The organism is Streptomyces sp. NPDC093071 (assembly GCF_044754545.1).
In the GTDB taxonomy this organism is placed as follows: Bacteria; Actinomycetota; Actinomycetes; order Streptomycetales; family Streptomycetaceae; genus Streptomyces.
In genome coordinates, this window is the sequence record NZ_JBIVPH010000003.1 from 125,794 (window position 1) to 142,799 (window position 17,006).

13 protein-coding genes are annotated in these 17,006 nt (G+C 72.3%); all 13 read right to left on the bottom strand.

The window, feature by feature from the left end; all coding sequences use genetic code 11:
- Window positions 1–26: 26 nt before the first annotated feature.
- Window positions 27–1,538 (bottom strand): PH domain-containing protein, encoded by a 1,512-nt coding sequence (locus tag ACIQD7_RS11920; RefSeq protein WP_402442327.1) that lies wholly within the window; start codon window positions 1,536–1,538, stop codon window positions 27–29.
- Between the two features lie 332 nt (window positions 1,539–1,870).
- Window positions 1,871–2,371 (bottom strand): PH domain-containing protein, encoded by a 501-nt coding sequence (locus ACIQD7_RS11925; protein WP_402441467.1) that lies wholly within the window; start codon window positions 2,369–2,371, stop codon window positions 1,871–1,873.
- 4 nt (window positions 2,372–2,375) lie between these two features.
- Window positions 2,376–4,037 (bottom strand): glucose-6-phosphate isomerase, encoded by a 1,662-nt coding sequence (gene pgi, locus ACIQD7_RS11930; protein ID WP_402441468.1) that lies wholly within the window; start codon window positions 4,035–4,037, stop codon window positions 2,376–2,378.
- Between the two features lie 189 nt (window positions 4,038–4,226).
- Window positions 4,227–4,562, bottom strand: a complete 336-nt coding sequence (locus tag ACIQD7_RS11935) for an RNA polymerase-binding protein RbpA (RefSeq protein WP_003976875.1) — start codon at window positions 4,560–4,562, stop codon at window positions 4,227–4,229.
- Between the two features lie 77 nt (window positions 4,563–4,639).
- Window positions 4,640–4,870 (bottom strand): preprotein translocase subunit SecG, encoded by a 231-nt coding sequence (secG, locus tag ACIQD7_RS11940; RefSeq protein ID WP_030205174.1) that lies wholly within the window; start codon window positions 4,868–4,870, stop codon window positions 4,640–4,642.
- Window positions 4,871–4,967: 97 nt separating this feature from the next.
- The gene (gene tpiA, locus ACIQD7_RS11945) at window positions 4,968–5,744 is read right to left on the bottom strand and encodes a triose-phosphate isomerase (protein ID WP_121830021.1); all 777 of its coding nucleotides are present in this window, start codon (window positions 5,742–5,744) and stop codon (window positions 4,968–4,970) included.
- 7 nt (window positions 5,745–5,751) lie between these two features.
- Complete coding sequence (locus ACIQD7_RS11950) at window positions 5,752–6,963, bottom strand: phosphoglycerate kinase (protein ID WP_121830020.1); 1,212 nt, start codon at window positions 6,961–6,963, stop codon at window positions 5,752–5,754.
- A 106-nt stretch (window positions 6,964–7,069) separates the two neighbouring features.
- On the bottom strand, window positions 7,070–8,080 hold the full coding sequence (gene gap, locus ACIQD7_RS11955; RefSeq protein WP_062756618.1) for a type I glyceraldehyde-3-phosphate dehydrogenase: 1,011 nt from the start codon (window positions 8,078–8,080) through the stop codon (window positions 7,070–7,072).
- A gap of 240 nt (window positions 8,081–8,320) precedes the next feature.
- Window positions 8,321–11,269 carry a M14 family zinc carboxypeptidase gene (locus ACIQD7_RS11960; protein ID WP_402441469.1) on the bottom strand — a complete coding sequence of 983 codons (2,949 nt, stop codon included), beginning with the start codon at window positions 11,267–11,269 and terminating at the stop codon, window positions 8,321–8,323.
- 208 nt (window positions 11,270–11,477) lie between these two features.
- The gene (whiA, locus tag ACIQD7_RS11965; protein ID WP_121830017.1) at window positions 11,478–12,467 is read right to left on the bottom strand and encodes a DNA-binding protein WhiA; all 990 of its coding nucleotides are present in this window, start codon (window positions 12,465–12,467) and stop codon (window positions 11,478–11,480) included.
- Window positions 12,458–13,483, bottom strand: a complete 1,026-nt coding sequence (gene yvcK / locus ACIQD7_RS11970; protein WP_121830016.1) for a uridine diphosphate-N-acetylglucosamine-binding protein YvcK — start codon at window positions 13,481–13,483, stop codon at window positions 12,458–12,460. The genes whiA and yvcK overlap by 10 nt, the downstream gene beginning before the upstream one ends.
- The gene (gene rapZ, locus ACIQD7_RS11975) at window positions 13,480–14,388 is read right to left on the bottom strand and encodes an RNase adapter RapZ (RefSeq protein ID WP_402441470.1); all 909 of its coding nucleotides are present in this window, start codon (window positions 14,386–14,388) and stop codon (window positions 13,480–13,482) included. The genes yvcK and rapZ overlap by 4 nt, the downstream gene beginning before the upstream one ends.
- Complete coding sequence (gene uvrC / locus ACIQD7_RS11980; RefSeq protein WP_402441471.1) at window positions 14,385–16,571, bottom strand: excinuclease ABC subunit UvrC; 2,187 nt, start codon at window positions 16,569–16,571, stop codon at window positions 14,385–14,387. The genes rapZ and uvrC overlap by 4 nt, the downstream gene beginning before the upstream one ends.
- Window positions 16,572–17,006 lie beyond the last annotated feature (435 nt).

A 17,006-nucleotide genomic window follows, 5' to 3' on the forward strand; every position in this document is an offset into this window, starting at 1 on the left:
GCCCTTACGGCCCCCGGAGGCCCGGTTCACCCCTCGGTGGACCGGGCCTCCGGCGTCTCCGGTGCGTCGGCGGGCTCCAGGAAGGGTGCGAGCAACCCCGGTACGGCCTCGGCGGCGAAGACCAGGCCCTGGCTCCGCCCGGCGTCGAGGATCTCGTACGCGCCCGATCCGGCCGCCGTCGTGGCGGTCAGGGTGACGAGGCCGGCCCGGCGCTGGAAGTACGACTGCTTGACGGTCCAGCCGATGACGCCGGAGCGCTGGAGGGCGACCGTGGTCCGCCGGACCGTACCCGAACGGGTGACCAGGTACGCCCCGCCGACGCCGTGTCCGAGGTTCCGGTGGGCGTCGCGGGCGAGGAGCAGCGCGAGCGGGGTGAGGACGACGGTCCAGCCGGCCGCCACGTACAGCAGGGCCGGGGTGAGCGCGAGGCCGAGGGCGGCGAGGAGCGCGGCGGGCGCCAGGACGCTCCACAGGGCCCAGCGGATCCGCCGGTTCCGGGCGGCCCGGGGGTGGGCGGCGAGCGGCGTCCCGGTGGGCGGCGCGGGTTCGCGCAGGACCTGGGCGGCGACCCGGTCGGCGAGCGGGCGGGGGACGGCCGGCAGCAGGTTCTTGAGGTCGCCGTGGTCGTCCCCGTCCTTCTGGGCGAGGCCGGTGGCGACGGCGTCGACGCGGGCCGCCCCGAAGAGGCGCACGCCGAGCGGTTCGACGATCTCGACGCCGCGCAGCCGCCGTTCCTCCAGGGAGACCGAGCGGGCGGTGAGGAGGCCCCGGGTGACGCGCAGGGTGCCGCCGGGCTCGCGCTCCAGGCGGTAGTTCCACCACATCTCGATCCAGAGGCCGAGGGCGCCGACGGCCCCGACGGCGACGGCGACGAGGACCAGCCAGAGGATCATCCAGGGGATCGCGACGGAGCTGAAGCGCTCCCCTATCCAGTCGATGACCTCGCCCTGGGCGCCGAACCACTCGCTGACCTGCATGACCGCTCCGGCGGCGGCGCCGCCGAGGGCGGGGGCGACGAAGGAGACGGGGGCGTAGCGGATCCAGCGCGGGTCGAGGGCGGCGAGGGTGCCGTCGTGGCGGGGGTCCTCGGACGCGGTGGCGCGGGTGAGGAGCGCGCGGCGGAGCCGTTCGCCCTCGGCGCGGGCGACCAGGTCGAGTTCGAGGGCGGCGTCGCCGCCGCTGTGCTCGCCGGTCCCGATGCGGACCTTGACCAGGCCGAGGAGGCGCTGGAGGGGATTGGCGGTGAGGTCGACGCTGCGGATGCGCTCGCGGGCCAGGGAGCGGCGCTTGAGGAGGAGCAGGCCGGTGTGGAGGTCGACCCGCTCGGGGCCGACCCGGTAGCGGGTGCGGCGCCAGCGGACGTAGTCGGCGCCGGTGCCGCCGAGGACCAGGAGCACGGCCCCTGCGAGGACCCAGGCGACGGTCTGCGAGAGCGGCCGGGAGCCGGCGAGGCCGAGGGCGACGGGGAGCCCGGTGCCACCGGCCACTCCGCACAGGAGGGCGGCGGTGGCGAGGAGGGTGCGCCGGTCGAGCCGCAGCCATCCCCCTTCGGGGCCGCCGGGGTGCGGTCGCCCGCCGCCCTCCGGGGCGCCGGGGCGCGGTTGTCTTCCGCCCTCCGGGGCGTTAGGTCGCTGCCCCTCGGCCTCGGATCGCGGTCGCTCTCCGTCCTCCGGGACGCCGGACCGTTGCCGCTCTCCGTCCTCCGGCGCGCCGAGTCGCGGTCTCCCTCGGTCCTCCGAGGCGCCGGGTCGCTGCCGCTCGCCCTCGGGCAGCGGTCGCTCTCCGCCCTCCGGGGCGCCAGGTCGCCGCCACTCGCCCTCCGGCGCGGCGAGCCGTCGCTCCTCCCCCGGCGCCCCGGCGGCCGGCTCGCTCACGTCGCGTCCCCGGGTGTGGCCTGGGTGACGGCGGTCAGACGTTCGGCCAGGTCGGCGGCCAGTTCGTGGTCGAGTCCCTCGATCCGGACCGCGCCCTCGGAGGAGGCGGTGGTGACGGTGACGGTGGCGAGCCGGAAGTACTGCTCCAGGGGGCCGCGCGAGGTGTCGACGGTCTGGATCCGGGACATCGGGGCGATCCGCCACTCCTGCCAGAGGGCCCCGGTGCGCACGTAGACGGCCTCGTCGGTGGCCTCCCAGCGGTGCACCCGGAACCACCAGGCGGGGAGGAGCGCGGTGCAGGCCAGGCCCGCGGCCGCCACGGCCCCGGCCGCGATCAGCAGCCAGGACCTGGCGGGTCCGATCAGCGCGCCGAGGACCGCGAGGACCGCCACCGGTACGGCGGTGGTGACCAGGAGCTGGGTCCGCCACCAGGTGACGGCCCGCCCGTCCACGGCGTTCCTCGGCGGCCTCAGCCGCACCGCGCCCTCCCCCCGCACGCCTCTACCGTCCGCGCAGCGAGCGGTAGGCGGCGACCAGCCCCGCGGTGGAGCCGTCGAGCTGCTCCGCGCCCTCTCCGGTCGTCAGGACCGGCTCGATCCGCTTGGCGAGGACCTTGCCGAGTTCGACGCCCCACTGGTCGAAGGAGTCGATGTTCCAGATCGCGCCCTGGACGAAGACCTTGTGCTCGTAGAGCGCGACCAGCTGTCCGAGGACGGACGGGGTGAGCGCGTCGGCGAGGATCGTGGTGGTGGGGTGGTCGCCCCGGAAGGTCTTGTGCGGGACGAGCTCCTCGGGGACGCCCTCGGCCCGTACCTCCTCGGGCGTCTTGCCGAAGGCGAGCGCCTGCGTCTGGGCGAAGAAGTTGGCCATGAGCAGGTCGTGCTGGGCGACGAGGCCGGGCTCCAGGTCGTCGACGGGCCGGGCGAAGCCGATGAAGTCGGCCGGGATCAGCTTGGTGCCCTGGTGGATCAACTGGTAGTACGCGTGCTGGCCGTTGGTGCCGGGGGTGCCCCAGACCACGGGTCCGGTCTGCCAGTCGACCCGGTTGCCCTCGCGGTCCACCGACTTGCCGTTGGACTCCATGTCGAGCTGCTGGAGGTAGGCGGTGAACTTCGACAGGTAGTGGGAGTACGGCAGGACGGCGTGCGACTGGGCGTCGAAGAAGTCGCCGTACCAGACGCCGAGGAGGCCGAGGAGCAGGGGCGCGTTCTCCTCGGGCGGGGCGGTGCGGAAGTGCTCGTCGACGAGGTGGAAGCCGTCGAGCATCTCGCGGAAGCGCTCCGGGCCGATGGCGATCATCAGGGAGAGGCCGATGGCGGAGTCGTAGGAGTAGCGGCCGCCGACCCAGTCCCAGAACTCGAACATGTTCGTGGTGTCGATGCCGAACTCCTCGACCTTCTCCGCGTTGGTCGAGAGGGCCACGAAGTGCCGGGCCACGGCCTCCTGGCCGGCGCCGAGGCCGGTCAGGAGCCAGTCGCGGGCGGAGGTGGCGTTGGTGATGGTCTCGATGGTGGTGAAGGTCTTCGACGCCACGACGAAGAGCGTCTCGGCGGGGTCGAGGTCGTGGAGGGCCTCGTGGAGGTCGGCGCCGTCGACGTTGGAGACGAAACGGAGCGTCAGGTCCCGCCGGGTGTAGGAGCGCAGGAACTCGTAGGCCATGGCGGGACCGAGGTCGGAGCCGCCGATGCCGATGTTGACGATGTTCTTGACCGGCTTGCCGGTGTGGCCGGTCCACTCGCCGGCGCGGACCTTCTCGGCGAAGTCGCCCATGCGGTCGAGGACGGCGTGGACGCCGGGGACGACGTTCTCGCCGTCGACCTCGACCACGGCGTCGCGGGGGGCGCGCAGCGCGGTGTGGAGGACCGCCCGGTCCTCGGTGGTGTTGATCTTCTCGCCGCGGAACATGGCGTCGCGCAGCTCGGCGACGCCGGTGGCGGCGGCCAGCTCCCGCAGCAGGGTCAGCGTCTCGCCGGTGACGAGGTGCTTGGAGTAGTCCAGGTAGAGGTCGCCGACCCTCAGGGTGAGGTCGGTGCCGCGCGTCGGGTCGGCGGCGAACAGCTCGCGCAGATGGGGTTCGCCCAGCTGCTCGCGGTGCTTGCCGAGGGCCGCCCACTCGGGCAGCCGGTTGAGCCTCGTACGTCCTTCGCCAGTCATCTCAGACATCGCCCTCTTCTTCTTCGTACGTATCTGCCCCGCTGCCCCTCCAACCTAATTGATCAGGGGGACCGGCGGCGCGACGACGAGCGCGAGGACGGACGCGGCGGGGACACGGGGGCCGGGACGACGGAAACGGGCCCGGCCCGCGAATCGAGTTCGCGGGCCGGGCCCGTTCGTCACGCCGTCACGCCGTGCTCAGATCTCGCCGCGCAGCTTGGCGAGGGCTTCGGCGAGGATCGCCTCGCCGTCCGCGTCGCTGCGCCGCTCGCGCACGTACGCGAGGTGGGTCTTGTACGGCTCCGTGCGCGGCGGGTCCGGCGGGTTGTCGCGGTCCTGGCCGGCCGGGAAGCCGCAGCGCGGGCAGTCCCAGGTCTCCGGGACCTGTGCGTCGCTGGCGAAGCTCGGCTGTGTCTCGTGCCCGTTCGAGCACCAGAAGGAGATGCGGAGGCGCGGCGCCGACTCGCCCCGCTCGGCCTCGCCCATCGGCCCCGCTCCGACCCGGCTTCCCCGAATCGCGTTGCCACTTGCCACGGTCGTAACTCCCTGCGTGATGGTGCCCGAAGGTGCCCCAGTCTACGTAAGGCCCAACGCGCGTCCAGTGATTGGAGTTACCCGTCCAACTTCATCAGCAGACCGAGCACCACAATGCAGGCGAACCAGAGCAGACCGACCACGACGGTGATGCGGTCCAGGTTGCGCTCGGCGACCGAGGAGCCGCCGACGGAGGACTGCATACCGCCACCGAACATGTCGGAGAGGCCGCCACCCTTCCCCTTGTGCATCAGCACGAGCAGCATCAGCAGCGCGCTGAAGACGATCAGGGCGATCGAGAACCCCATAACCACGGCTGGACCAACTTCCTCGGACTTATACGGACGGGGGCCGGGCGCCTGCCCGACCCCCGCAAGGGTACGACGTAACTCCGCTACCGCATACTCACTGGTCGCGGAAGCGGACGATCTTGACGAACTCGTCGGCGTCCAGGGCCGCGCCGCCCACCAGGGCGCCGTCGACGTCCGGCTGCGCCATGATCGCGGCGACGTTGCCGGACTTGACCGAGCCGCCGTACTGGATGCGGACCTTGTCGGCCAGCTCCTGGGAGTACAGCTCGGCGAGGCGGCCGCGGATCGCCCCGCAGACCTCCTGGGCGTCCTCGGGGGTGGCGACCTCGCCGGTGCCGATGGCCCACACCGGCTCGTACGCGATCACGACGGTCTCGGCCTGCTCGGCCGGGACGTCCTTCAGGCCGCCGTCGAGCTGGGCGAGGGTGTGCTCGACCTGCTGTCCGGCCTTGCGGACGTCGAGGCCCTCGCCGACGCAGAGGATCGGGGTGATGCCGTTCTTGAAGGCGGCCTTCACCTTGGCGTTGCAGACCTCGTCGTCCTCGGCGTGGTACTGGCGGCGCTCGGAGTGGCCGACGGCGACGAAGGAGGCCTTGAGCTTGGACAGCATCGGGCCGGAGATCTCGCCGGTGTAGGCGCCGGAGTCGTGCGCCGAGATGTCCTGGGCGCCGTACTTGATCTTCAGCTTGTCGCCGTCGATCAGGGTCTGGACGGACCGCAGGTCGGTGAAGGGGACCAGGACGGCGACCTCGACCGCGTCGTAGTCCTTGTCGGTCAGGGCGAAGGCGAGCTTCTGGACGTGGGCGATGGCCTCGAGGTGGTTGAGGTTCATCTTCCAGTTGCCCGCCATCAGCGGGGTGCGGGTGCTCATAAGGGGGTCAGTCCTCCAGTGCGGCGAGGCCGGGAAGCGTCTTGCCCTCGAGGTATTCGAGGGAGGCGCCGCCGCCGGTCGAGATGTGTCCGAACGCGTTCTCGTCGAAGCCCAGGATGCGGACCGCGGCGGCGGAGTCGCCGCCGCCGACCACGGTGAAGGCCGGGGAGTCGACGAGCGCCTGGGCGACGGCCTTGGTGCCCTCGGCGTAGTCGGGGTGCTCGAAGACGCCCATCGGGCCGTTCCAGAAGACGGTGGCCGCGTCGGCGAGCTTCGAGGCGTAGAGCTTACGGGTCTCGGGGCCGATGTCGAGGCCCTCCTCGTCCGCCGGGATGGCGTCCGCGGCGACCGTGGTGGGGTTCGCGGGGGCCTTGGTCTTCAGGTCCGGGAACTCGGGCGAGACCAGGACGTCGACGGGGAGCACGAACTCCACGCCGCGCTCCTTCGCGCGGGCCAGGTACTCCTGGACCACCGGGATCTGGTCCTCCTGGAGCAGCGAGATGCCGACCTCGTGGCCCTGGGCCTTGAGGAAGGTGTAGGCCATGCCGCCGCCGATGAGGATGCGGTCGGCCCTCTCCAGGAGGTGGTCGATCACGCCGAGCTTGTCGGAGACCTTGGCGCCGCCGAGGGCGACCGCGTACGGCCGCTTGACGTCGTCCGTCAGCTTCTTCAGGACGCCGACCTCGGTGGCGATGAGGTAGCCCGCGGCGTGCGGGAGGCGCGCCGGGAGGTCGTAGACCGAGGCGTGCTTGCGGTGCACGGCGCCGAAGCCGTCGCCGACGTAGAGGTCGGCGAGGGCGGCGAGGCTGTCCGCGAAGGCGCCGCGCTCGGCGTCGTCCTTGGAGGTCTCGCCCGGGTTGAAGCGGAGGTTCTCCAGGACGGCTACCTGCCCGTTCCCGAGGCCCGCGACGGTCTCCGTGGCGGAGTCGCCGACCGTGTCGGTCGCGAACGCCACGTCGGCGCCGAGCAGTTCGCCGAGGCGCGCGGCGGCCGGGGCGAGCGAGAACGCCGGGTCCGGGGCGCCCTTGGGGCGGCCCAGGTGCGAGGCGACCACGACGCGGGCGCCGGCGTCGGCGAGCGCCTTGACCGTGGGAACGACGGCGCGGATGCGTCCGTCGTCGGTGATGGTGGTGCCGTCGAGCGGCACGTTGAGGTCGGCGCGGACGAACACCCGCTTGCCTTCGACGCCCTCGTGGAGAAGCTCGTCGATCGTCTTCATCTGTTAACTGACTCCTTGGTACGCGGTGGAGCACACGAACAGGGCTCGCGCAGCGCGGCGTTGCGCTGCCCGAGCCCTGCTCACCATCGAAAGCCCGCCCTGAAGCTTAGAGCTGACCGCCGACGAAGACGGTGAGGTCGACGAGACGGTTGGAGTAGCCCCACTCGTTGTCGTACCAGCCGAGGATCTTGACCGACTTGCCGTCCTGGACCATCGTCAGGGAGGCGTCGAAGGTGCAGGACGCCGGGTCGCCCACGATGTCGGAGGAGACGATCGGGTCCTCGGTGTAGAAGAGCACGCCCTTGAGGTCGCCGTCCTCGGCGGCCTTCTTGAACGCGGCGTTGACCTCGTCCTTGGTGACCTCGCGGTCCAGGGTGACGACCAGGTCGGTGGCGGAGCCGGTCGGGACCGGGACGCGCATCGCGATGCCGTCGAGCTTGCCCTTGAGCTGCGGGAGGACCAGGGCGGTGGCCTTGGCGGCACCGGTCGTGGTCGGGATGATGTTCTCCGCGGCGGCGCGGGCGCGGCGCAGGTCCTTGTGCGGGAAGTCCAGGATGCGCTGGTCGTTGGTGTACGCGTGGACCGTGGTCATCAGGCCCTTGACGATGCCGAAGTTCTCGTCGAGGACCTTGGCCATCGGCGCCACGCAGTTGGTGGTGCAGGACGCGTTCGAGATGATGTCGTGCTTCGCCGCGTCGTACTTGTCCTGGTTGACGCCCATGACGATGGTGATGTCCTCGTCGCTGGCCGGAGCCGAGATGAGGACCTTCTTGGCGCCGCCGGCGAGGTGCTTCTCGGCGTCGGCCTTCTTGGTGAAGATGCCGGTCGACTCGATGACGATGTCGACGCCCAGCTCACCCCAGGGGATGTCGGCCGGGTTGCGCTCGGAGAGCACCTTGATGGTGTGGCCGTCGACGGTGATGGTGTCGGCGGTGTGGGTCACCTCGGCCTTGAGGCGGCCCAGGATGGTGTCGTACTTCAGCAGGTGGGCCGTGGTCGCGGTGTCACCCAGGTCGTTGACAGCCACGATCTCGATGTCGGCACCCTGCTCAAGGAGCGCGCGGAAGTAGTTCCGGCCGATGCGGCCAAAGCCGTTGATGCCTACGCGGATCGTCACGAACCGATCTCCTCGTTAGGTACGCCGGTGTTGTTCGACGCCGGCGAGATTTTTGTTTTTGGGATGTCCCCGACCGCTTACGACCCTACCTCCCCGGGGCCTCCGGAGTGACATCGGCCGCATCCGCACGAGCTCGGAACGTGAGGGAAAACGGTCGGCGGCCCGTACCTACCAGCGGGTAAGGGCCGCCTTGGGACGTTTGTCCCGACTACTCTCCGTTAAACGGTGGGGGTGCTCCCCTCAGCGGTGGAGGGCCTTGAGGGCGCGCCCCAGGAGCCGGGCCCGCTCCGCCGTGCCGGGCACGTGCTCCAGGCCGAAGCCGAGGAGGACGGTGTCCCGGGTGGTGACCGCCGCCTGCGAGTGGAAGAGGGCGGCGGAGCGCGTCCAGTCGGAGCCGTTGCCGGGGCTGCCGGCCGGGGCGCCGGGCGTGGACCAGGCGCCGAGGGAGGTCTCGAAGCCCTCGGCCTCGGTGGTGGTCCCGGTGACGAGCCGGACGTCGTCGACGAAGGCGCCCGTCTCGCCCGTGCCGGGGTCGGAGACGTACGAGAGGGAGAGCTCGACCTTCTTGCCCGCCCAGGCGCTCAGGTCGACGGAGGCCTGGCGCCAGCCGTTGGAGGGGCCGGTGAAGGCGTTCCAGGCGCCGGTGGTGCCGGTGGGCGCGCAGCCGTCCTCGCCGACGGTGAGGTAGTGGGCGAGGAAGGGGTGGCCCCGGACGTAGTAGCCCTCGCCGCAGTCGGCCGGGGGCTCGGCGGAGGTTCCGCCGAGGGTGTCGGGCAGGGTGGTCCAGTCGTCCTGTCCGACGGTGTGGGCCTCGACGACGAGGTTGTCGTAGCCGGGCTCGGTGTCGTGGCTGACCTGGAAGTCCAGCCGGGGCTTCGCACCCGCCGGGATGCCGGTGAGGTCGACGGTCCTGGCGAGCCGGGCCCAGGTGTCGTCGGCGTGCTTCACCGCCGCGAAGGAGGAGCCCTCGGCGGGCTCGAAGGGGGTGCGGACGCCCGGGTAGTCGCCGGCGGAGGCACTGCTCGCGAACTGCGGGAAGTCCTTCGGCTTCAGGGTGTCGGAGGTGACGGTGTACGCGCCCGCGTCGTCCAGCGGGTTTCCGGCGGCGGCCCCGAGGGTCGCCCCTACGCCTCCGAAGGCGCCCGCGCCGGCGAAGGCGGACGGGTTCTTGAGGCCGGCGCGGTGGTGGGCGCCGAGGTAGTACTGGGCGAAGTCGTTGGTCTCGGCGGCGCCGACCCGGGTGAGTCCGCCGGCCTTCTCCCCGGCGTTGACGAGCTTGCCGCCCTCGTTGAGGTAGGAGCGGACGGCGAGTTCGGCGCTCCCGGAGGGGCGCTCGGCGCCGGTGTACCAGACGACGGCGTCGAAGTGGGAGAGGACGCCGAGGGCGTCGGGGGCGCCCTGGACGGCGACGTCCCATACGGCGGCCTTCCGGCCGTTGTCGGCGAGCGCCTTCACGTAGGCGGCGGTGTGGCGTCCGGCGGTGGTGCCGCCCTCGTCGGCGAGGACGAGGACGTCGCCGCGCGCGCGTGCGGCCACCTCGTAGGTGAAGGGGGCGGAGGAGGTGGTCCGGCCGTCGCGGGTGCGCGCGGTGAACCAGACCTGGACGGAGTCGCCGGGCCGGGCGCCCCCGACCTCGCCCCGGTACTCGTCGAAGTAGACGTTGTCCTCGCCGCCGTAGGTCTCACCGCCCTTCCAGGCGCGGAGCTCCTCGCTGTGGACGCGGCCGCCGTTGATCCGGTACTTGAGGGTCTTGCCGCGCAGCGACTTGCGGGCGGTGACGGCGACCTCCTGCTCCCCGCCGCGGGCGTAGGAGGTGGCGAAGGTCTTCGGGGTGAAGTCGGGGGCCTCGATGCCGACCGGGGAGACGGGCCGGTCCGGGCGGGCGGAGGACTCGGCGACGGCGAGCGCGAAGGGCACGTTCTTGGCGAACTCGGCCTGGATCAGCTTCTCGTCGTCCGGGAAGGTGAAGACGGAGGCGCAGTCGGCCGGGTTCCAGGCGTCGTTCGGGTCGACCCGGGAGGCGGTGGCGCAGGTGGACATCTCCGGGGTGAACATCTGCATCCCGTTGACGTTGGCGGCGTGTCCGTCCGCCTCGCCGTTGGTGGTGTACAGCTCGGAGGAGACCTGCGGCCGGTAGCCGGGCACGGCGGAGTTCTCCGGGGTGCCGGCGAGCGCCCTGAGGGCCACGTCGTCGGGGGTGTCGGTGGCGACCTGCCAGCCGACGCCGTACAGCAGGAGCTGGGCGGCGGAGTGGTAGTTGATGCCGTACGCGAAGCCGATGCGCTTCTGGAAGGCGTCGATCGCCCTGGTCTCGGGCTCCGACATGGGGCCCTTGCCGCGGAAGGTCTCGTCGGCCGGGTCGGGGGACGAGCCCTCGTTGTCGTAGCCCCACTTGTAGGCGAAGTTGCGGTTGAGGTCGACGCCGTCGCCGGGGCCGGTCCTGCCGTCGCCGTCGTTGTCGCGGAGGTTCTTGCGCCACTGCCGGTTGGCGGGGTCGGCGTGGGTGTGGTCGTAGCCGTCCGGGTTGGCGGAGAGCACGAACCACAGCTCGGTGGTGTCGACGATCCGGGTGATCCGCTCGTCCTTGCCGTATCCGTCGAGGTAGTGGTGGAGCAGCCGCCGGGTCATCTCGGGGGTGATCCACTCGCGCGCGTGCTGGTTGGACATGTAGAGCGTGGCGGGCTTCGACCCGTCCTCGGTCCGCCGCGCGCCCTTGCTGACCTTGAGGGCGAGGATGTCCTGGCCCTTGAGGGTCTTGCCGATCGAGACGACCTTGGTGAGTCCGGGGTGGGCCCGGGCGGTGTCCAGGACCTCCTGCTTGAGGCCGTTCGGGCCGCCGTACGGGCGGAAGACGCCGTCCCCGGCGGCGGCGACCCGCTTCTCGGCCCCCGCGGTCAGCCGGTGCTCGGCGAGCTCCACGCCCTCCCCGCGCAGCCGCCCGGCCTGGTCGCCGGTGAGGAAGAGCTCGACCGTGGCGGCGCCCTCGGCGGGCACCCGCTCGGTCAGTTCGTGCGCGTCGGCGCCGGCTTCGAGGAGGAGCGGAACCTGCTCCTTGGTGACCTCGGCGCGCCATACGGAGAGGGCGTCGCCGCCGCGGTCGTCCGGCCGCGCTCCGGCGGCGGGTGCCGCCGCCGCTCCGGCGATCAGCAGTGAAGCCGCGGCGAGGATCGATCCCGCTCTGCGTCTCATGGGCTCCCCTTGGTGTCGGGTGTCGTCCGTCTCGAAGGTGAACGGGTCTCACGGAAGAACAGGTCTCACGGAAGAACAGACGACAGACTCATCGGCGCCCGGAGGGGCGTCAAGGGTGCCTCCCGGCGCGTCGCGCACACCGGAGAAAGAAACTGCCGGTGCGTCAGAAACGCACCGGCAGCGAAGAGTTGACCGAAAAGGACCGGCGTCAGCCGACCAGGCTGTCGTCCAGCTCCTCGGTCAGGTTGGACTCGGTCCCGGGGATGCCCAGGTCCTGCGCCCGCTTGTCGGCCATGGCGAGCAGCCGGCGGATCCGGCCGGCCACCGCGTCCTTGGTCAGCGGCGGGTCTGCGAGCGCGCCCAGCTCCTCCAGGGAGGCCTGCTTGTGCTCCATGCGGAGCCGGCCGGCGGCGGCGAGGTGCTCGGGCACCTCCTCGCCGAGGATCTCCAGGGCGCGCTGCACCCGGGCCCCGGCGGCGACCGCGGCGCGGGCCGAGCGGCGCAGGTTGGCGTCGTCGAAGTTGGCCAGGCGGTTGGCGGTGGCGCGGACCTCGCGCCGCATCCGCCGCTCCTCCCAGGCGAGCACCGACTCGTGCGCGCCGAGCCGGGTGAGCAGGGCGCCGATCGCGTCGCCGTCGCGGACGACGACCCGGTCCACGCCCCGCACCTCGCGGGCCTTCGCCGCGATGGAGAGCCGGCGGGCGGCGCCGACCAGGGCGAGGGCGGCCTCGGGGCCCGGGCAGGTGACCTCCAGGGAGGAGGACCGGCCGGGCTCGGTCAGCGAGCCGTGCGCGAGGAAGGCCCCGCGCCAGGCGGCCTCCGCGTCACAGGTGGCCCCGGAGACCACCTGCGGGGGGAGGCCCCGGATGGGGCGGCCCCGGCCGTCGACCAGACCCGTCTGGCGGGCCAGCTGGTCGCCTCCGGCCACCACCCGCACCACGAAGCGCGAGCCGCGCCGCAGCCCGCCGGGGGCCATCACGATCAGCTCGGAGCTGTGCCCGAAGATCTCCAGGACGTCCCGCTTGAGGCGGCGGGCCGCCATCGCGGTGTCGAGCTCCGCCTCGATCACGATGCGGCCGCTCACCAGGTGCAGCCCGCCCGCGAACCGCAGGATCGACGAGACCTCTGCCTTCCTGCAGCAGGTCCGGGTGACGGGAAGCCGGGAGATCTCGTCCTTCACCGCTGCCGTCATCGCCATGGGCCGATCCTTCCATGCATCCGAAAAATACGGTCGTACGCGGCGGCCAGCAGCTCCGGGTCGTGCTTCGCGGAGCCGTCGGGCCGGGCGACCGGCGCCAGCTCGACCGCGGCGCCGAACCGCTTGGCGGCGTCGGCGAGGGAGTCGCGGTCGGGCACGGCGGCCTCGTCGGCCAGCACCACGTCCAGGGCGAGTTTAGGGGCGTGTCGCCCCAAAACCTCCAAATGACGCTGCGGGGAGAAGCCGTCGGTTTCTCCGGGCTGCGGCGCGAGGTTCAGGGAGAGCACCTTCCGGGCCTTCGTCTCGACCAGGGCGTCGAGGAGATCGGGGACCAGGAGGTGCGGGATCACCGAGGAGAACCAGGAGCCGGGGCCCAGGACGACCCAGTCGGCGTCCAGGACCGCGGCGACCGCCTCGGGGACGGCCGGCGGGTCGTTCGGCACGAGGTGCACGGACTGCACCTCGCCGGGGGTGAGCGCCACGGTCGCCTGACCGGCCACGGTGTCCACGTCGTCCGGCCGCTCCGGGTCGTGGCCCTTGACCAGGGCCTGGAGCTCCAGGGGCACGGCGGACATGGGCAGCACCCGGCCCTGGGCGCCGAGCAGCAGACCGACCAGGTCCAGGGCCTGCACGGGGTCGCCGAGCTGCTCCCAGAGGGCGACGATCAGCAGGTTGCCGACGGCGTGCCCGTTGATCTCGCCCTTGGACTGGAAGCGGTGCTGGATGACCCGGGCCCAGGTCTGGCCCCAGTCGTCGTCGCCGCAGAGCGCGGCGAGCGCCTTGCGCAGGTCCCCCGGAGGGAGTACGCCCAGCTCCTCGCGGAGCCGGCCGCTGGAGCCGCCGTCGTCGGCGACGGTGACGACGGCGGTGAGGTCGCCGGTGATCCGGCGGAGCGCGGCGAGGGAGGCCGAGAGGCCCATGCCGCCGCCGAGCGCGACGACCTTGGGCTGGGCGCCGCGTCTGCGGAGCGTGCGCCGCACCGTGAGGGTGGAGGCACGCCGGCGGTACGGCTTCACTCGCGCCCCATGTCCCGGTGCACGACGACGGTCTCGACCCCTTCGGCGGCGAGGCGGGCGGCGAGGCGCTCGGCGGTGGCCACCGAGCGGTGCTTGCCGCCCGTGCAGCCGACGGCGATCGTCACGTACCGCTTGCCCTCGCGGCGGTAGCCCGCGGCGATCAGCTGGAGCAGCTCGGTGTAGCGGTCCAGGAACTCCTTGGCACCGGGCTGGTTGTAGACGTAGTTCGACACCTCCTCGTTGAGGCCGGTGAAGGGGCGCAGCTCGGGGACCCAGTGCGGGTTCGGCAGGAAGCGCATGTCCACGACGAGGTCGGCGTCGACGGGCAGGCCGTACTTGAAGCCGAAGGACATCACGGTGGCCCGCAGCTCGGGCTCCTCGTCGCCGGCGAACTGGGCGTCCATCTTGGCGCGCAGCTCGTGGACGTTGAGGCTGGAGGTGTCGATCACGAGGTCGGCGTCGCCGCGCAGCTCGCGCAGCAGGTCGCGCTCGGCGGCGATGCCGTCGGTGATGCGGCCGTCGCCCTGGAGCGGGTGGGGCCTGCGGACCGACTCGAAGCGCCGGACCAGGGCCTCGTCGGAGGACTCCAGGAAGACGATCCGGTGGGTGACCCCCTTGGCGTCCAGGTCGGCGAGGGACTCCCGCAGGTTGTCGAAGAACTGCCGGCCGCGGACGTCCACGACGACGGCGATCCGGGCGACGTTGCCCTGGGAGCGGGCGCCGAGCTCCACCATGGTGGGGATCAGCGCGGGCGGCAGGTTGTCCACGACGAACCAGCCGAGGTCCTCCAGACACTTCGCCGCGGTGGACCGGCCGGCCCCGGACATGCCGGAGATGATCACCAGCTCGGGAATGGCCGCCTCGGCGCCGTTGTCGCCGGGGGTCTCCTTGGTGCCCGTACTCACGTGTCCTGCTCCGTCTTCTCGGTGGTGCTCGTCGTGCCGTGCTTCTCGGTGGTGCTCGTCATGCCGTGCTTCTCGGTGGTGCTCGTCATGCCGTGCTTCTCGGTGGTGCTCGTCGTGCCGTGCGCGCGCGGCCGTGCCGTGACGTCCGCGCCGTCCTCCATGATCTCCCCCGCCGCCGTGTGCGCGGCGGGGACGGCCGGAGCCGCCGGGGCGGGAGCCACGTCGTCCTCCATGATCTCTCCCGTCGCGGTGTTCACGGCGGGAGCGGCCGGAGCCGCCAGGGCCAGGGCCGCGGCGACCGCCTCCGCGGTCTTCCGGCCCATGCCGGGAACCTCGCAGATCTGCTCGATTGTCGCCTGCCGGAGCCGCTTCACCGAGCCGAAGTGCTTGATCAGGGCCTGCTTCCGGGTCTCCCCGAGGCCGGGGACGGCGTCGAGGGGCCCGGTCCTGAGGCGTTTCGTCCGCTTGGACCGCTGGTAGCGGATGGCGAAGTCGTGAGCCGTGTCACGCACCCGCTGGAGAAGGTACAGGCCTTCGCTGGAGCGGGGCAGCACCACCGGGTCGTCGTCGCCGGGCAGCCAGACCTCCTCCAGGCGCTTGGCGAGGCCGCAGACGGCGATGTCGTCGATGCCGAGCTCGTCCAGGGCCCGCTGCGCGGCGGCGACCTGGGGCTGTCCGCCGTCGACCACGACGAGCTGCGGCGGGTACGCGAACCGCTTGGGCCGCCCGTCGTCCTCGGGGTCCTCGGCCGGGACCTCGCCGTCCCCCCACTCCCCCGTCCGCTCCTTCTCGGCGAGGTAGCGCTTGAAGCGGCGGCCGATCACCTCGTGCATGGAGCGGACGTCGTCCTGGCCCTCGAAGCCCTTGATCTGGAAGCGGCGGTACTCGCTCTTGCGGGGCAGCCCGTCCTCGAAGACGACCATGGAGGCCACGACGTCCTCGCCCTGGAGGTGCGAGATGTCGAAGCACTCGATCCGCAGCGGCGCGGAGTCCAGGTCGAGGGCCTCGGCGATCTCCTCCAGGGCCCGGGAGCGGGTGGTGAGGTCGCTGGCCCGCTTGGTCTTGTGGAGGACGAGCGCCTGCTGGGCGTTGCGCGCGACGGTCTCCATGAGGTCCTTCTTGTCGCCGCGCTGGGGCACGCGCAGCGAGACGAGGGAGCCTCGGCGGCCGGAGAGCCAGGCGGAGACGGCCTCGGGGTCCTCGGGGAGGGCCGGGACCAGGACCTCCTTGGGGACCGCCTCGCCGCTCTCCTCACCGTAGAGCTGCTGGAGGGCGTGCTCGACCAGCCCGGCGGTGTCGACGGCCTCGACCTTGTCGGTGACCCAGCCGCGCTGGCCGCGGACGCGTCCGCCGCGCACGTGGAAGATCTGGACGGCGGCCTCCAGCTCGTCCTCGGCGAGGGCGAACAGGTCGGCGTCAGTGGCGTCGGCGAGGACGACCGCGTTCTTCTCCATGGCCCGGCGCAGGGCGGCGACGTCGTCGCGGAGCCGGGCGGCCTTCTCGTACTCCATGTCCTCGGCCGCGATCGTCATCTGCTTTTCGAGCCGGCGGATGTACGTGCCGGTGCGGCCGGCCATGAAGTCGCTGAACTCCTCGGCGAGTTCGCGGTGCTCCTCGGGGGTGACCCGGCCGACGCAGGGCGCCGAGCACTTGCCGATGTAGCCGAGGAGGCAGGGGCGGCCGGCCGAGGCGGCGTTCCGGAAGACGCCCGCCGAGCAGGTGCGGACGGGGAAGACCCGCAGCATCAGGTCGACGGTCTCGCGGATCGCCCACGCGTGCGCGTACGGCCCGAAGTAGCGCACGCCTTTCTTCTTGTGGCCGCGCATGACCTGGACGCGGGGGAACTCCTCGTTCATGGTCACCGCGAGGTACGGGTAGCTCTTGTCGTCCCGGTACTTGACGTTGAACCGGGGGTCGAACTCCTTGATCCAGGAGTACTCCAGCTGGAGCGCCTCGACCTCGGTGGAGACGACGGTCCACTCGACGGAGGCGGCAGTGGTCACCATGGTGGCCGTGCGCGGGTGCAGGCTCGTGAGCGGCTGGAAGTAGTTGGCGAGCCGCTGGCGCAGGGACTTCGCCTTGCCCACGTAGATCACCCGGCGGTGCTCGTCGCGGAACTTGTAGACCCCCGGGGAGTCGGGGATCTGACCCGGCTTGGGGCGGTAGCTGGAGGGGTCTGCCATGCTCCCCACCCTACTGGCGAGGACCGACACTCCGACCGGGCACGCGCGTGCGTACGGCCCCGTACGGGCGGGGTGGGGACCCGCTCGTACGGGAGCCGTCGGGGCCGGGGCAGGGCGGGGCCGGGCCGAGGCTGGGGCTGGGCCCGGAGCGGGGATCGAGGCCGGGATCGGGCCTGGGACCGGGGCGATGCCCGGGGCCCCGGCCCGGGCCGCCAGACCGGGACGGGCCACCGGGCCAGGCCCGGGGCGGGCCTGGCCCGGAACCCGACGCCGGGGCGACAGCCGAGGTGGGCTTGGGCCCGGGCCGCCGGGACGGGGCGAGCCGCCCGGCCAAGATGGGACGGGACACCAGGCCAGGCCCAGGACCCGGAGCCGGGATCGGGCCCGGAGCCCGGGCGACGCCCGAGGCGGGCCCCGGGTCCGGGCCGCCGGGCC

Bases quoted from the DNA above. Each gene is read 5' to 3' on its own strand.
- pgi (WP_402441468.1), bottom strand. From the start codon at position 4,037: ATGTCTGAGATGACTGGCGAAGGACGTACGAGGCTCAACCGGCTGCCC.
- secG (WP_030205174.1), bottom strand. From the start codon at position 4,870: ATGGGGTTCTCGATCGCCCTGATCGTCTTCAGCGCGCTGCTGATGCTG.
- tpiA (WP_121830021.1), bottom strand. From the start codon at position 5,744: ATGAGCACCCGCACCCCGCTGATGGCGGGCAACTGGAAGATGAACCTC.
- ACIQD7_RS11950 (WP_121830020.1), bottom strand. From the start codon at position 6,963: ATGAAGACGATCGACGAGCTTCTCCACGAGGGCGTCGAAGGCAAGCGG.
- ACIQD7_RS11960 (WP_402441469.1), bottom strand. From the start codon at position 11,269: ATGAGACGCAGAGCGGGATCGATCCTCGCCGCGGCTTCACTGCTGATC.
- whiA (WP_121830017.1), bottom strand. From the start codon at position 12,467: ATGGCGATGACGGCAGCGGTGAAGGACGAGATCTCCCGGCTTCCCGTC.
- uvrC (WP_402441471.1), bottom strand. From the start codon at position 16,571: ATGGCAGACCCCTCCAGCTACCGCCCCAAGCCGGGTCAGATCCCCGAC.